Origin of the sequence: Amnibacterium soli (genome assembly GCF_039544415.1) — a bacterium.
Lineage (GTDB): Bacteria > Actinomycetota > Actinomycetes > Actinomycetales > Microbacteriaceae > Amnibacterium > Amnibacterium soli.
This window is the reverse complement of the sequence record NZ_BAABLP010000009.1, coordinates 17,115-32,122: the sequence shown is the minus strand read 5'-3', so window position 1 is coordinate 32,122 and position 15,008 is coordinate 17,115. Positions and strand designations below refer to the sequence as shown.

The 15,008-nt window shown below is 71.5% G+C and carries 16 protein-coding genes; 8 read left to right on the top strand and 8 right to left on the bottom strand.

The features are described 5' to 3' along the window. Window positions 1-192: 192 nt before the first annotated feature. The 5 genes from ABEA53_RS15705 (at window position 193) to ABEA53_RS15685 (ending at window position 3,395) form a co-directional block, all read left to right on the top strand. Window positions 193-531, top strand: coding sequence for a hypothetical protein (locus ABEA53_RS15705; protein WP_345482261.1), 339 nt, complete (start codon window positions 193-195; stop codon window positions 529-531). Then, entirely contained in the window at window positions 531-1,343 is an 813-nt protein-coding gene (locus tag ABEA53_RS15700; RefSeq protein WP_345482260.1) for a nitroreductase family protein, read from the top strand. The genes ABEA53_RS15705 and ABEA53_RS15700 overlap by 1 nt, the downstream gene beginning before the upstream one ends. 50 nt (window positions 1,344-1,393) lie before the next feature. After that, window positions 1,394-2,080, top strand: a complete 687-nt coding sequence (locus ABEA53_RS15695; protein ID WP_345482259.1) for an endonuclease/exonuclease/phosphatase family protein — start codon at window positions 1,394-1,396, stop codon at window positions 2,078-2,080. Between the two features lie 58 nt (window positions 2,081-2,138). After that, on the top strand, window positions 2,139-2,978 hold the full coding sequence (locus tag ABEA53_RS15690; protein ID WP_345482258.1) for an aldo/keto reductase: 840 nt from the start codon (window positions 2,139-2,141) through the stop codon (window positions 2,976-2,978). Between the two features lie 81 nt (window positions 2,979-3,059). Then, window positions 3,060-3,395 (top strand): avidin-fold protein, encoded by a 336-nt coding sequence (locus ABEA53_RS15685; RefSeq protein ID WP_345482257.1) that lies wholly within the window; start codon window positions 3,060-3,062, stop codon window positions 3,393-3,395. Window positions 3,396-3,422: 27 nt separating this feature from the next. Here the strand turns inward: ABEA53_RS15685 and ABEA53_RS15680 are convergent, their stop codons facing one another. Further along, window positions 3,423-4,118: a potassium channel family protein gene (locus ABEA53_RS15680; RefSeq protein ID WP_345482256.1), complete on the bottom strand. Its 696-nt coding sequence runs from the start codon at window positions 4,116-4,118 to the stop codon at window positions 3,423-3,425. Between the two features lie 21 nt (window positions 4,119-4,139). Next, on the bottom strand, window positions 4,140-5,486 hold the full coding sequence (locus ABEA53_RS15675; protein ID WP_345482255.1) for a TrkH family potassium uptake protein: 1,347 nt from the start codon (window positions 5,484-5,486) through the stop codon (window positions 4,140-4,142). Window positions 5,487-5,689: 203 nt separating this feature from the next. Here ABEA53_RS15675 and ABEA53_RS15670 point away from each other — a divergent pair, with 203 nt between their 5' ends. Then, window positions 5,690-6,667 carry a DUF2382 domain-containing protein gene (locus ABEA53_RS15670; RefSeq protein WP_345482254.1) on the top strand — a complete coding sequence of 326 codons (978 nt, stop codon included), beginning with the start codon at window positions 5,690-5,692 and terminating at the stop codon, window positions 6,665-6,667. Window positions 6,668-6,789: 122 nt separating this feature from the next. On the opposite strand, the gene ABEA53_RS15665 is transcribed toward ABEA53_RS15670, so the two are convergent. Next, a complete protein-coding gene (locus ABEA53_RS15665) occupies window positions 6,790-8,922 on the bottom strand; it encodes an alpha-galactosidase (protein ID WP_345482253.1) in 2,133 nt (710 codons plus the stop codon). Between the two features lie 244 nt (window positions 8,923-9,166). Between ABEA53_RS15665 and rplJ the strand changes: the two genes are divergently transcribed. Then, the gene (rplJ, locus tag ABEA53_RS15660) at window positions 9,167-9,685 is read left to right on the top strand and encodes a 50S ribosomal protein L10 (RefSeq protein WP_345482252.1); all 519 of its coding nucleotides are present in this window, start codon (window positions 9,167-9,169) and stop codon (window positions 9,683-9,685) included. A gap of 47 nt (window positions 9,686-9,732) precedes the next feature. After that, window positions 9,733-10,119: a 50S ribosomal protein L7/L12 gene (rplL, locus tag ABEA53_RS15655; protein WP_345482251.1), complete on the top strand. Its 387-nt coding sequence runs from the start codon at window positions 9,733-9,735 to the stop codon at window positions 10,117-10,119. Window positions 10,120-10,205: 86 nt separating this feature from the next. Here the strand turns inward: rplL and ABEA53_RS15650 are convergent, their stop codons facing one another. The 5 genes from ABEA53_RS15650 to ABEA53_RS15630 form a co-directional block, all read right to left on the bottom strand. Continuing rightward, window positions 10,206-11,267, bottom strand: a complete 1,062-nt coding sequence (locus ABEA53_RS15650) for a LacI family DNA-binding transcriptional regulator (protein ID WP_345482250.1) — start codon at window positions 11,265-11,267, stop codon at window positions 10,206-10,208. Between the two features lie 72 nt (window positions 11,268-11,339). Further along, a complete protein-coding gene (locus tag ABEA53_RS15645; RefSeq protein ID WP_345482249.1) occupies window positions 11,340-11,561 on the bottom strand; it encodes a hypothetical protein in 222 nt (73 codons plus the stop codon). Then, window positions 11,561-12,481 (bottom strand): carbohydrate ABC transporter permease, encoded by a 921-nt coding sequence (locus ABEA53_RS15640; protein ID WP_345482248.1) that lies wholly within the window; start codon window positions 12,479-12,481, stop codon window positions 11,561-11,563. The genes ABEA53_RS15645 and ABEA53_RS15640 overlap by 1 nt, the downstream gene beginning before the upstream one ends. Before the next feature lie 3 nt (window positions 12,482-12,484). Next, on the bottom strand, window positions 12,485-13,513 hold the full coding sequence (locus ABEA53_RS15635; RefSeq protein WP_425550643.1) for a carbohydrate ABC transporter permease: 1,029 nt from the start codon (window positions 13,511-13,513) through the stop codon (window positions 12,485-12,487). Between the two features lie 94 nt (window positions 13,514-13,607). Then, window positions 13,608-14,888 carry an ABC transporter substrate-binding protein gene (locus tag ABEA53_RS15630; RefSeq protein ID WP_345482247.1) on the bottom strand — a complete coding sequence of 427 codons (1,281 nt, stop codon included), beginning with the start codon at window positions 14,886-14,888 and terminating at the stop codon, window positions 13,608-13,610. Between the last annotated feature and the right edge of the window lie 120 nt (window positions 14,889-15,008).

The window sequence follows — 15,008 nt, the reverse complement described above, 5'->3', positions numbered from 1 at the left end:
GACCCATCCCACCCCACCTCGCGTTGCGCCCGTGTTTCGCACCGTTCGCGGATCCGCAGTTCTCGGCCGACACGCGGGCCGGAGGGGGCGCGATCCCGGCGCGTCGGTCCCTTTCTGCGGATGCGCGAAGGATCTGCGGATCCGCGAACCCGGGTGCGGCGCGCACAGCGGGGGAGGAGCATCATCGGGAGGGTGCCCACCCCACGCGCCCTCGCCGCTGCCGCGGCGTCCGCGTACCTGGCGAACGTGGCGCTCGGCACCGCCGTGCAGCTGCGGCTCGTCGACACGAGCCGGCACCGCTGGACGCACCACGCGCTCTACGTCGTGACGTCGACGCTCACGATCACGGCGATCGTCGGCGCCTTCGCCCGCAGCTCGCCGCGGGGCTGGGTGCTCGCGCCCGCCCTGCTGCCGCTGGCGCTGCTGCCGCGGGTCGGCCACGAGGCCCACGCGCTGACGGGGATCGCCGCGGCGCCCTGGTACGCGGGCGCGCTGCTCGTGCCGGCGGGCATCGATGGAGGGACGGACTGATGGACCTGCTCGACGCGATCCGGCGCCGCCGCACGACGAACGGCGCCTTCCTGCCCGACCCCGTGTCGCAGGAGCACCAGCGGCTGCTGATGGAGGTCGCCGGCCGCGCCCCGAGCCAGCTGAACAGCCAGCCGTGGCGCTTCGTGCTGATCGAGTCGCGGGAGACGATCGACGCGATCGCCGACATCTCGGGCTCGAGCATGACCACCGCGATGAGCAACGGCACGTTCTTCGAGCGGTACAAGCCCTACTTCCGCTTCTCGAAGGCGGAGATGGCGCGGCGCCGCGACGGCATGCTGTTCGACAAGCTGCCCGCGCCGCTGCGGCCCTTCACCTCCCAGGCCTTCACCCCGCGCGGGCAGAAGCTGATCAACTCGCTGCACGTGCCGCAGACGCTGGGCAGCGAGAACCGCAAGCTCGTCGCCGGGTCGCCGCTGCTGCTCGGCGTGATGCTCGACCGCGGCGAGTACCGGCCGGGCGAGCTCTCCTCCTTCTACTCCCTGTTCAGCATGGGCGCAGCGATGGAGAACGTCTGGCTCACCACGGTCGAGCTCGGCATGGGCATCCAGTTCGTGTCGTTCCCGATGGAGGTGCCGGGGCAGTGGGACCGCATCGTCTCCCTGCTGGGCGTCCCCGACGGGCTCGAGCTGATGGCGGTGTACCGGCTCGGCTACGTGCCCGAGGAGCGGCGCCGACCGGCGATCGACTGGTCCAGCTCGGAGCGGAAGCTGCCGTCGCAGTACGTGTTCCGCGAGCGGGCCGACGCGCCGCAGGCGGGCTGGGACGACCTGGTCGCACCGCCCGAGCACTGAGCGCCGCGCACCCGGCCGAGCACGGAGGAAGCATCCGACAGGATCATCGGATGCGCATCACGACCTTGAACCTGCAGGGGTTCGCCGACTGGGACGGGCGCTCGCCGCGGATCGTCGAGTACCTGCGGAGCCTCGACCCCGACGTCATCCTGTTCCAGGAGGTCGTGTTCCTCCCCGAGGTGTCCCCGTTCTCCCCGGTCGAGCTGCTGAACCGCGAGCTCGGGATGTCGGTGCGCCACGAGTCGGTGACCCGGCTGCAGAGCGGCCGCGTGCACACGGTGTACCGGGAGGGGCTGGCGCTGCTGTCGAAGTGGCCGGTGCCGACGACGCAGACCCTCGCGCTGCGGCGGGAGGACGGCGACCCGCACCAGAGGATCATCCAGCTCGCCGACGTGCAGGCGGAGGACGGGATCTGGCCGCTCGTGAACGTGCACCTGTCGGTGCGCGACGACTTCGCGCTCGCGCACCTCGGCGAGACGCTGCAGATCCTGCGGGCGAAGGGGGAGCGCCGCGTGCTCGGCGGCGACTTCAACGTCGACCACCTCGAGCAGCACGCGGGGATCTGGCGTGACGCCACGCTCTCGTCGTCGGTCGAGCAGTACCGCTCGCACCCCTCCACCAAGGAGAACGACGACTACTTCCTCGTGCCGAACGAGTTCCGCATCGACCGCGTGGTCGTGTCCGGCGACGAGCTGTCGGACCACGAGGCCGTCACGGTGGACCTCTCCCGCGCCTGACGCGGACGTTCAGCCCTCGTCCCTCCGGCGTCCAGGCGACCCGCCGTAGCCTCGGAGCATGACGACGTCCGTCCCGAACATCACGCTCAACAACGGTGTGGAGATCCCCCAGCTCGGCTTCGGGGTCTTCCAGATCCCGCCGGAGGAGACGAAGGCCGCAACGCTGACCGCGCTGGAGATCGGCTACCGCCACATCGACACCGCCGAGATGTACGGCAACGAGGAGGGCGTCGGCCAGGCCGTCCGCGAGTCGGGCATCGACCGCAGCGAGATCTTCGTCACGAGCAAGCTGAACAACGGCTTCCACGAGCCCGAGGCGGCGCTCGCCGCGTTCGACACGACGCTGAAGACGCTCGACATCGACTACGTCGACCTGTTCCTCGTCCACTGGCCGCTGCCCGGCGTGCTCGACTACGTCGAGACCTGGAAGGCGATGGAGAAGATGTACGAGGGCGGCAAGGTCCGCGCGATCGGCGTCTCGAACTTCCAGCAGCACCACCTGAACCGGCTCTTCGCCGAGACCACCGTGCGGCCCGCCGTGAACCAGATCGAGGTGCACCCGTACCTCACGCAGGACCCGCTGCGCGCCTTCGACGCCGAGCACCAGATCGCGACCGAGGCCTGGTCCCCGATCGCGCAGGGCAAGGTCCTCGACGACGCGGTGATCGAGCGCATCGCCCGCCGCACCGAGCGCACCCCGGCGCAGGTCGTGCTCCGCTGGCACATCCAGCGGAACGACATCGTCTTCCCGAAGTCGGTCACCCGCGAGCGCGTGCAGGCGAACTTCGAGCTGTTCGACTTCGAGCTCTCCGACGCCGACATGAGCGACATCAGCGCCCTGAACCGCGACGAGCGCACGGGCCCCGACCCCGACCAGTTCAACTACATCCCGAGCTGATCCTCGAGATCGCGTCCACGGCTCAGAGGCCCCGGCCCCGCCGGCGCCTCTGAGCCGTTCGACGTCCGACAGGATGTCGGGGTGGATCTCTCGCTCGACGGCCGCGTGTTCGACATGGTCAGCTCGACCGCCAGCCGGGTCGATCCGGAGGCGCCCACGCGGTTCCGGTACTCGGAGGCGGACGGGGTCGTCTGGGGCGAGTACACCGGCGACACCGTGACGACCGGCCGCTTCGTCGGCACCCGTGACGGTGCGCGCCTCGAGGTGTCCTTCGCGCACGCGCTCGTCGCCGGCGGTGCGCCGGTGACCGGCACGGCCGTGTCGCGGATCGAGCCGTCGGACGACGGCCTGCGCCTCGTGGAGGACTTCGAGGTCGCGGGCGAGCCCCAGGTCAGCGTCTGCGCCGAGGTCCGCTGACCGCCCGCCTCCATCCCCTGGCGCCGGTCATCGGCCGGAGGCGAAGCGCTCGGCCTTGCGGGTCGGGCCGGTCACGAGCAGCAGGTCGTCGGCGCCGATCACGGAGTCCGTCGTGCAGTGGTGCCAACCGCCGTCCGGCCGCTTGATCGCGGTGATGGTGACCCCGCGGTTGTCCCGAGTGGCCGCCTCCGCGACCGTGCGGCCGACGAGATCGGCCGGCGGGCGGGTGCGGACCGCGGCGAAGTCGTCGCCGAGCTCGACGAAGTCCTGCAGGTTGCCGCGGACCCGGTGCGCGATCCGCTTGCCCATGTCGGCCTCGGGGTAGACGACGTTGTGCACGCCGAGGCGCTGCAGGATCGCGCCGTGCGCGTCACTGACGGCCTTCGCCCAGATGTTCGGCACCCCGAAGTCGAGCAGCAGCGACGCCGTCAGGATGCTCGCCTCGAGGTCGGTGCCGATCGCGACGACCACCCGCTCGAAGTCGGGCAGCGACAGCTCGCGCAGCGTCTCCTCCTGCGTGCTGTCCGCCCGCACGACGTGCGTGAGGCGGCCGTTCATGCGCTGCACGAGGTCCTCGTCCGTGTCGACCCCGAGCACGTCGGTGTCGGACGCCATCAGCTCGAGCGCCAGCGCCGAGCCGAAGCGCCCCAGCCCGATGACCGCCACCGAGTCCGCCTCGGCCGCGAGGTGCTCGCCCGTGCCGAACCCGCGCAGCCTCACCACAGCGGGCCTCCGTCCGTCGCCTCACCCAATGATCGGCCTCTCCTTCGGGAACTCGTACGTCAGCGGGCGCACGCGCACCGCGAGCGCCGACGCCAGCAGGATCGGGCCGAGCCGGCCCGCGAACATCAGCACCAGCAGCAGCGCCTGCGCGGCGGGCGGCAGGTCGGGCGTGATCCCGGTCGAGAGGCCCGCCGTGGCGAACGCGGAGACCGCCTCGAAGGCGAGCCGGTCGACGGGCTCGTCGGACAGCAGCGCGAGCACGGCCGTGGAGGCGACGATCGCACCGACCGCGACGAGGGAGACGGTGATCGCCTGCCGGTGCACGGCGCGGGAGAGGCGCTTGCCGAACACGTTCACGGCCGAGCGGCCCCGCATCTCCGCGACGAGGATGAAGAAGAGCACGCCGAACGTCGTGATCTTGATGCCGCCCGCGGTGCCGGCGGGGCCGCCGCCGATGAACATCAGCACGTCCATCACGATCAGGGTCGCGTCGTCCAGCTGCCCGACGTCGACCGTCGAGAAGCCGCCGCTGCGGGTCTGCGCGGCCTGGAAGAAGCCGGCGAGCAGCTTGGTCGGCCAGTCGAGGGGGCCGAAGGTGCTCGCGCGCCCCCACTCGACCGCGGTCACGAACACGGTGCCGAGCGCGGTCAGCACGACCGTGCCCCAGAGCACGAGCCGGGTGTTCATGCTCCAGCGCAGCGGGGTGCGCGGGTAGCGCCGCAGCTCGTCGAGCACCGGGAAGCCGAGGCTGCCGATCAGCACGAGCGCCGACAGCACGAGGCAGACGACCGGGTCGCCGACGAAGGGCACGAGGCCGCGCGGCAGGATCGTGAAGCCCGCGTTGTTGAAGGCGGACACCGAGTGGAAGACCCCGTACCAGGCGGCCCGCAGCGGTGCGAAGCCGCCGGCGGTGGCGAACCAGACCGCCAGGACCACCGCGCCGACCGCCTCCACGATCAGCGAGACCGCGATCGCGCCGACGATGAAGCGGCGCACGTCGGCGAGCCCCACGCCCTGCGTCTCCGCGGAGGTGGACAGCTTCGAGCCGAGGGAGAGCTTGCGCGCGACGGCGAGGCCGATCAGCGAGGCGAGGGTCATGATGCCGAGCCCGCCGGTCTGGACGAGGGCGAGGATCACGACCTGCCCGAACAGGCTCCAGTGCTCGGCCGTGCCGACGGTGACCAGCCCGGTCACACTCACCGCGGAGATCGACGTGAACAGCGCGTCGAGCGGGTGCGCCCCGCCGGGACCCGCCTTGGCGATCGGCAGCGCGAGCAGCAGGAAGCCGGTGCCGACGACCGCGGCGTAGCCGACGAGCACGGTCGTCGCCGGGCCGAAGCGGCGCGGCGCGGCGGAGCGGACGGGCACGACGGCTCCTTCCGCCGGGTGGACGAGAGCGTAGCGAGCACGGTCAGGTGCGCGGGGCATCCGTCCTCAGGTACCGCGCACCTCGTGACGGGCGTGTTCACCGCGAGCGCGCACGCAGTCGAGAGCCCGGTCCGACCGCACGACCAGGTGGCCGCGCCACCGTGGGACCGCGCTGCGCGGACGGCCGGCGCGGGAAGGAAGTCATGATCTCCACGAAGGACATCGACGACATCATCGGCGCCGAGGCGGTCGGTCCGGACGACGACCGGATCGGCAAGGTCGGGCAGATCTACATCGACCAGGACGACGAGCAGCCCGTGTGGGTCAGCGTGAAGTCCGGTCTGTTCGGCACGTCCGAGTCCCTGGTCCCGCTGCAGGGAGCGGAGTGGGACCGCTCGGCGCTGCACCTCGCGTTCCCGAAGGACCGCGTGAAGGACGCGCCGCGCGTGGACCCGGACGGCGAGCTGTCGTCCGAGGAGCAGGAGCGCCTCTACGAGTACTACGGGATGGGCGCCTCCGGTTCCGGATCCGGCTCGTCGCGGGGCGACCGCGACCGCGACCTCGTCGACCGGGACCGCGACCGCGGTTCCGACGACGACCGCGTGGTCGACGACCCGATCGCGTCCGACCGCGACCGCTACACCGCGGCGGGCGGCGGCGAGGGCGCCGTCGACGCCGGCAGCGAGACGGGCTTCGGCGCGGGCGCGGCCGGTGCGGGCCTCGCCGCGGACGCCGACCGCACCCGCACCGGCGGGGAGCGCGGCGTCGGTCACGACACCTCCGACCGGAACACGGACGACGCCATGACCCGCTCCGAGGAGCGGCTGCACGTCGGCACCGAGCGGGTGCAGGCCGGCCGCGCGCGCCTGCGCAAGTACGTCGTGACCGAGAACCAGACGGTGACCGTGCCCGTCACCCGCGAGGAGGTCCGGCTCGAGCGCGAGCCGATCACCGACGGGAACCGCGGCGCGGCCCTCGACGGCCCGGACCTGTCCGAGGAGGAGCACGAGATCGTGCTCACCGAGGAGCGCCCCGTCGTGCAGAAGGAGACCGTGCCGGTCGAGCGCGTGCGCCTCGAGAAGGAGGCCGTCGCCGGCGAGCAGCAGGTGACGGAGGACGTCCGCCACGAGGAGATCGTGACCGACGACGACCGCGCGACGGGTCGCACCGACCGCCGCTGAGCCGCCTGGGCTCGGATCGATGCGCAGTCCCTGATCCACCGCGCGCGGCGTCGAGCGAGGGACGGGGCGTCGAAGGAGCACGAGGAGGGGCCGGGCGCACGACGCGCCCGGCCCCTCCTGGCTCACTCCACCGCGAGCAGCTCGACGAGCAGCGCCTCCGCGGGCTGCAGCGCCGGGAGCGGCACCCCGGGGCCGCCGAGCACCTCGCCGGACAGCACCGCCTCGCCGCCGCCGGCGAGCTCGCGGCACCACACCGGGTCCGCGGTGCCCCGCCGCGCCGCCCGGCCGATCTCCTCGCGGAACCGCACGCGGTACCGCTTCGCCGGGTCGATGCCCGGGAACGGCGTGCGCGGGTCGGCTCCGGAGCGCCCCGTGCGCAGCTGCACCCACTGGAACAGCGCGCGCCCGCGGTCGGCGGCGACGACGCCCGTGAGCGCGGCGCCGTCGGGCACCGCGTCGGCGTGCACGACCTCGCCCGAGTGCAGCAGCGGCCGCTGCTCCCGGTAGAGCGCGACCCACGCCGCGATCGCCGCCCGGTCCTCCTCCGGCAGCGCCGTGACGTCCGCCTCGATGCCGCTGTGCCCGAACAGCGCGGTCGCGAGCCGGAATGGGAGCGACGTGGTGCGACCCGTGGTGTGCGCCCGCGCGGCGCCGACGTGGGCGCCGATCAGCTCGAGCGGCAGCAGCAGCTCCAGCCCCCGCTGGATCATCTGCCGCTCCAGCGGGTCGATCGTGTCCGACGTCCAGATCCGCTGGGCGTGCTGCACGACGCCGAGGTCGGCGCGGGCGCCGCCCGAGGCGCAGGACTCGATCTCCAGACCCGGGTGCCGCTGCCGCAGCGCGTCGACCATCCGGTAGTACGCCGACGTCTGACGGTGGACGCCCGCGCGACCGGTCGCGCGGTCGACCGCCTCGTGCAGGTCGCGGTTGTGGTCCCACTTGATGAAGTCGACGCCGGCCTCGCCCACCACGCGGTCGATCGCGCCGAGCACGTGCGCGAAGCACGCCTCCTCGCCGAGGTTCAGCACCTGCTGGTTCCGCCACAGCCGTCCGGCGCCCTCCGCGTCGGCGAGGATCCACTCCGGGTGCGCCCGCGCCAGGTCGGAGTCCGGGTTCACCATCTCGGGTTCGAACCACAGCCCGAACTGCATGCCGGCCGCGTGCACAGCGTCCGACAGCGGCGCGAGCCCCTGCGGCCACACCGCGCGGTCGACCGTCCAGTCGCCGAGCCCCGACGAGTCGGACCGGCGCCCGAGGAACCAGCCGTCGTCGAGCACGAACCGCTCGACGCCGAGGTCCGCCGCGGCGCGGACGAGTCCGAGCAGCCGGTCGAGGTCGTGGTCGAAGTAGACCGCCTCCCAGCTGTTCAGCAGCAGCGGGCGCGGGGAGGCGGGGTGGGCCGGGAAGGAGCGGACCAGTGCGTGCAGCCGCTTCGCGACGCCGTCGAGCCCGCGATCCGACCAGGCGAAGAAGACGGAGGGGGTCGCGTGGTGCTCGCCGGGCGCCAGCCGGACCTCGCCGGGCGCCAGCAGCTCGCCGGCGCCGAGCAGGCTCCCGAGCGGGCCCGCCCCCTCCGGCAGCCGCTCGACGAGCACCTCGCCGTTCCCGCTCCAGCCCAGGTGCGCCGACCACACCTCGCCGGAGCGGTGCGCGAAGCCCGAGGTGCCCACCGAGGTCAGGGTCGCCGCGTCGTGCCCGGTGCGGCCCCTGCGGCCCGCGCGCAGCCAGGTGCCGTCGGCGAGGTCGTGGCGCTGCGGCCGCCGCTCGCCCGACCAGGCGCCCGTGAAGTCGAGCAGCTCGCGCGCGCGGTCGGGCAGCGGCAGCAGCAGCCGCAGCGCGGTCACGTCGAGCACCGCGGAGCCGTCGTTGTGCAGCTCGGCCCTCGCCTCCAGCACCCCGCTCGGGTGCAGCCGGTAGGCGAGGACGACGCGGCCGCCCGTGCGCGGCTCGGTGAGCACCACCTCGGCGCGGTCCGCCGCGCCCTGCACGGACGACGCGGTGAGGGCCGCGGGGACCACGCCCGCGGCGTGCCACTCGAAGGCGGGCGTGCCCGACCAGCCGTCGGCGCCGCTCGCCGCGACGGTCGGCCCCGTCGGCACGTCGAACGAGCTGTGCATCGTCGCGGTGCCGGCGGTCGCCTGCAGCTCGGCGGCGGCGTCCTCGCCGAGGGCCGCGCCGAAGTGCAGCACGACGGGCAGCCCGCGGTCGTCCTGCCCGAGCACGAAGGAGACGTCGTCGACGCGGAGACGCAGCACGCGCCCACGCTAGCCATCCGCTGCGCCGCAGCGGCCGCGGCATCCGCTACAGTGGTCGCCAACCGAAGACCGCCGGTCGTTCCTGCCCGCAGGAACCGAAGGCCCGGGCCCAGCCCGGCGACCAGCGCAGGCGTCCTGGATCGACCGCCGTGCCTCGCACGTCGTGCCCCGTGGCCTCCTGCGCCCGGGGCTTTTTGTTTGGCCCCCACGGGTTCTTCGGTCTGAACAGACGGAAGGAGACGACATGGCGACGAAGGACGCGACGGTCGCCGAGCTGACGGAGGGTTTCCGCAGCTCGAACGCCGCACTGCTGACCGAGTACCGGGGTCTCACGGTCGCGCAGCTCAAGCAGCTGCGCTCAGACATCCGTGAGCACGCCACGTTCTCCGTGGTGAAGAACACGCTGACCAAGATCGCGGCGAACAACGCCGGCATCTCGTCGTTCGACGACGAGCTCGCCGGTCCGTCCGCGATCGCGTTCGTGCACGGCGACACCGTCGCCGTCGCGAAGGCGCTGCGCGACTTCAGCAAGGCGAACCCCCTCCTCGTCGTGAAGAGCGGCTACTTCGACGGAGCGCCGCTCTCCGCCGACGAGGTGACCCGTCTCGCCGACCTCGAGAGCCGTGAGGTCCTGCTCGCCAAGGCGGCAGGTGCCATGAAGGCCACGCTCACGAGGGCCGCGTACGTGGTCAACGCGCCGCTGTCGAAGGCCGTTCGCACGGTCGACGCGCTGCGCGACAAGAACGAGCAGGTCGCGGCCTGACGGCCGCCCTGCGCATCACCGAACACCCCAACGCAAAGGAGGCCACCATGGCCAAGCTCACCACCGACGAGCTCATCGAGGGCTTCAAGGAGCTCTCCCTCATCGAGCTCTCCGAGTTCGTGAAGAAGTTCGAAGAGGTCTTCGAGGTCACCGCCGCCGCGCCCGTCGCGGTCGCGGGTGCCGGCGCCGGCGCTGCGGCGCCCGCCGAGGAGGTCGAGGAGAAGGACTCCTTCGACGTCATCCTCGACGCCGTCGGCGACAAGAAGATCCAGGTCATCAAGGAGGTCCGCGCGCTGACCTCCCTCGGCCTCGGCGAGGCGAAGGCGCTGGTCGACGGCGCCCCGAAGCCCGTGCTCGAGGGCGCGAACAAGGAGACCGCCGACAAGGCCAAGGCGCAGCTCGAGGCCGCCGGCGCCACGGTGACCCTCAAGTAGTACCGCTTCCCACGCGCAAGGGCGTCGCCTCCGACCAGGAGGCGGCGCCCTTCGTCGTCCGCGGCCGTGCACGCGCCGAGCGCGGCTCAGTGCGCGACGACGGCCGGGGGAGGGGCGAGCGCCGCAGGTCCGGTCGCGCCGGGTGCAGGGCCGGTGCTGCGCCGTTCGACGAGGCGGACCTCCGCCTTCACCGTGCGGATCGGGGTCGCGCGGCCGGACAGCCCGTCGAGCACCGTCCGCGCCGCGATCCTGCCCTGCTCGAACGGGTCCTGCCGCATGGTCGTCAGCCCGAAGGACTCGCTCCAGTCGTGGTCGTCGATGCCGATCACCGAGAGGTCCTGCGGGATCCGCAGGCCCGCCTCGAGCGCGGCCAGGACGACGCCGAACGCCATCTCGTCGGACCCCGCGAAGATCGCGGTCGGCGGATCCGCCGAGCGCAGCATGGCCGTCGCCGCCGCCTTCGCCTGCGGCATGAGGAACGAGCCCACCGCGTACCACTGCGGCGCGGGTGCGATGCCGTGGCGCTCGAGCGACCCGCGCCACGCCCGCGCGCGGTCCTGGCCGACGCTGTGGTCCATGCCGTACTCGTTCTCGCCGCCGAGGTGCCCGATCCGGCGATGGCCGAGTGCGAGGAGGTGCTCCATCGCCGCCCGGCCCGCGGCGAGGTCGTCGATGCCGACGCTGCGCACCCCGCGCACCGGGCCGCCGACGATCACGGCGGGCATGTCGACGCTCCGCAGCTCCTCGCGCTCCTCGGCGGTGAAGTCGATGCCGAGCGCGATGACGGCATCCGCCCGCTTGCGGAGCAGGGCGTTGTGGAAGAGGCGCTCCCGGCCCGCCGCGGTGGCCGCCAGGATCACCAGGAAGGTGTCGTACCCCTCGCGGCGCAGCACGCCGTCGACGCCCTCGATCACCGCGGTGTAGAACCAGCGGGCCGTGGAGGGGATGACGATCGCGACCGCGTGGTGCCGGCCCCCGGACAGGCCGGAGGCGGACGGCGACGGCACGTACCCGAGACGGGCCGCCGACTCGCGCACCCGCTCGCGGGTGCCGGGCGACACGTTCGGCAGGCCGCGCAGCGCTCGCGACACCGTGGCGGTGGACACGCCGCAGTCGTTCGCGACGTCGTGGATGGACGGCACGGTCACCTCGACTCGACTCGACTCGGGTCAGCAGGACAGCAGGACAGCAGGACAGCGGGTCGTGGAACGGGCGTGGACTCAGACGTCGTCCCGCGACCGCTGCACGAAGCGACGCTTGAACAGCCAGATCGCTCCGAGCACCGCGAACGAGAACAGCGCGCTCAGCGACGCCCAGATGGGGTCGCGCCCGGAGATCTGCAGGAAGAGGCTGACGGCGAAGAAGGCGACGGCGAAGAACCCGAAGAACCCCAGACCCAGGTCGTAGGTCTCGATGCTCCGCCGCCGCCTCCTGCCGTCCATCAGCCCTTGACCCCGCCCGCGGTGAGGCCGGCCACGATCCGGCGCTGGAACAGCAGCACCAGGATGATCAGCGGGATCGTCACGATCGTGCCGGCCGCCATGATCGTCGTGTACGGCTGCACGTGGGGGATCGAGCCGGTGAAGTTCGCGATCGCCCGCGTCACCGTCTGGATCTGGTCGTTGCCGAGCACGCTCACCAGCAGGTACTCGTTCCAGCTCGCGATGAACGCCAGGATCGCGGTGGTGAAGACCGCGGGCGCCGCCAGCGGCAGGATCACGATCCGGAAGGCCTGCGCGGGCGTGCAGCCGTCGATGCGGGCCGCCTCCTCGAGGTCCCACGGCATCTCGCGGAAGAACGAGTTCAGCGTGTACACCGTCAGCGGCAGGGCGCCGGCGATGTAGGGGATGATCAGCACCTGGTACTGCCCGGACCAGCCGAGCTGCGAGAACAGCGCGAACAGCGGGGTGAGCAGGGCGACGCCCGGGAACATCGAGGCGCCCAGGATGAAGCCCATGATCAGGCCCTTGCCGGGGAAGTTCAGCCGTGCCAGGCAGTACGCCGCGCTGATGCCGAGCAGCAGGGCGATGATCGTGACCACCGTGCAGATGAAGAAGCTGTTCAGCAGGGCGAGACCCAGGTAGTTGCCGTTCGCCGTGTCGAAGGCGCTCGCGTAGTTCGCGAACGTCAGGTGGATCGGCAGCGGGTTCGGGTCGAACGTGTAGCTCGAGTCCCGGAGGCCGATGACGACCATCCAGTAGAAGGGCAGCAGGCACCACACCACGATGACCGCGGCCTGGACGGCCGTGCGGACGGCCGCGGCCCCCTGCTTGCGCCGGCGGGCGCGCGCCCGGCTCGCCGAGTACTGGTTGGTGACGGGCCGTTCCGCCGCCTCGACGGCGGGTCCTGCGACTGTCGTCATGGGTCAGGCCTCCTTGGCCACGCGGCGCGCCTTCGGCGCGTTGCCCGTGAGGTTCGCGCCGAGCACCCGGATGAAGATGAAGGCGACGGCGAAGATGATGAGGAAGGTGATCGTCGACAGCGCCGAGGCGGAGTCGTTGCTCTGCTGGATCTGCTTCACGACGAGGATCGACAGGGTCTGGGTGCCCTGACCGCCGCCGCCGCCGCCGCCCGTGAGGATCGCCGGGAGGTCGTACATGCGCAGCGCGTCGAGCGTGCGGAACAGGATCGCGACGACGAGCGCCGGCTTCAGCAGCGGCAGCGTGATGCGGAAGAAGGTCTGGATGGTGCTCGAGCCGTCCATCTTCGCCGCCTCGTAGGTCTCCTCCGGGATCAGCTGCAGGCCCGCGAGGATGAGGAGCGCCATGAACGGCGTGGTCTTCCAGGTGTCCGCGATGATGATCGCGAAGCGCGACGCCCAGAGGTCGCTGAGCCACAGCACGTTCACGTTGAGCACCGTGTTGAGGACGCCGCTCGGGTCGAAGATGAAGTACCAGAGCTTGGCCGTGACCGCCGTCGGGATCGCCCACGGGACGAGGACCGCGGCCCGGAGGATCCCGCGGCCGCGGAAGTTCCGGTTCATGATGAAGGCCATCCAGACGCCGAACACCGTCTCGAGCGCGACCGTGACGATCGTGAAGAAGAAGGTGACGAAGACCGAGTTGTAGAACCCGGCCTGCGGGCTGCCGGCGGGGCACGCCTGTGTGACGCCGCCGACCTGGCACTGCTGGAACAGCCAGTTCGTGTAGTTCTGGAGCCCGACGAAGCCGCCCGCCCGGAACAGGCCGGTCTTCGGGTCGATGCCGCTCGCGTCGCTGTTGAACGACTGGATGATCGACTGCACGATCGGGTACGCGACGACGACGAGCATCGCGATGATGGTCGGCGCGAGCAGGCCGTAGGCGACGCGGGTCATCCGGCGGCGGTTCGCTTCGGCGCTCGCACGCCCCGCCAGCTTCGGCGGGGAGTTCGGAGGCGCTGCGAGGGCGGTCATTCGGTTCCTCTCTTCATCGGGAGCGAGCGATGGTCCCGGGTGGTGCCGCCGCTGCCGGCGGCACCACCCGGGACCGACTGGGTCGGTCCGGCGATCAGCTGCCGGAGCCCGCGGCCTCGATCGCCTTCGAGGTCGTGCTCAGCACCGACTTCACATCGACCGAGCCGCCCGTCGAAGCGGTCTGCAGCGCCTGGAAGATGTTGTTCTGGATGGCCTGCGTCACGCCGTTGTAGTACGGGGTGATCGGGCGGGCCACCGCGCTGTCGAGCGACTTCTTCAGCGGCACCAGGTACGGGTACTTGTCCGTGAAGCTCGTGTCCGAGTACAGGGAGGACAGCGTCGGGGCGACCGACTCCTTCTCCACGCGGTTCTTCTGGACCTCCTCGGACTCCATGAACTTGATGAACTTCAGCGCCGTGCCCTTGTGCTTCGAGTACGCGTTGATGGCCAGGTTGTGGCCGCCGACGGCGGACTTGCCCGGGTAGCCGGCGATCGCGTACTTGCTGCGGATGTCCTTCGCCTGGTCGCTGTTCGCGATGTCCGCGACCATGTACGGCCAGTTGTTCAGGAACATGAGCTTGCCCTGCTCGAACGAGTTCAGGCCCTGCTGCTCCTGGTAGGAGACGGCGGCCTTCGGGATGTTCCCGTTCTTGAACGCGTCGACGAGCTCCTGCAGGCCCTTCTCGGCCTCGGGGGTGTCGAGCGTGGGCTTGCCCTTCTCGTCGACGACCGTGCCGCCGTTCGAGGTGACGACCTCGTTGAAGTTGACGGTGAGGCCCTCGTACTTCGCGAACTGGCCCGCGTAGCAGTCGACGCCCGCCTTCTTGGCGACCGGGCAGAGCGCCATCATCTCGGCGAAGGTCGTGGGCACGGCCTTCGAGCCGAGCAGATCCTTGCGGTAGTAGAGCAGCTGCGAGTCGGTGACCGACGGGGCGGCGTACTGCGTGCCCACGTACTCGCCGCTCTTGACGACCGACGGCAGGTAGCCGGACAGGTCGAGCTTGTAGTCGCCGGTCAGCGGCTGCAGCCAGCCCTTGGCCGCGAGCTGCGCCGTCCACACGACGTCGGTCGACATCACGTCGTAGTCGGAGAGCTTCTGCTGGAGGTGCTGGGTCAGGTCCTGCAGCTGCTGGTCGGCGTTGTCCGACTGCTGGATGACCTTCACCTTCTCCTTCGCGTGGTCCGCGTTCCACATCGCCGCGAGCTTGGGGATGTTGCCGGACGTGTCCTTGCCCTGCACGTAGGTGATCGGGCCGGTGTCGTTGCCGCCCTGCGCGGCGGGGCTGCTGCCGCCGCCGTTCGAGCAGGCGACCAGGCTGAGCCCGGACAGGGCGAGCGTCGCGCCGACGGCTGCGACGCGGAGCGCCTTCTTCATAGAACTCCTCTTTGAGCTGCCGCGCGTTGGTGCTCGCGCGGGGGAGCGGCATCGCTCCCCGATGGGGGACAGTAGCCACGCCCTCATCGCGTTGCAAGCGTTTACATCTCCCGTGCTCAA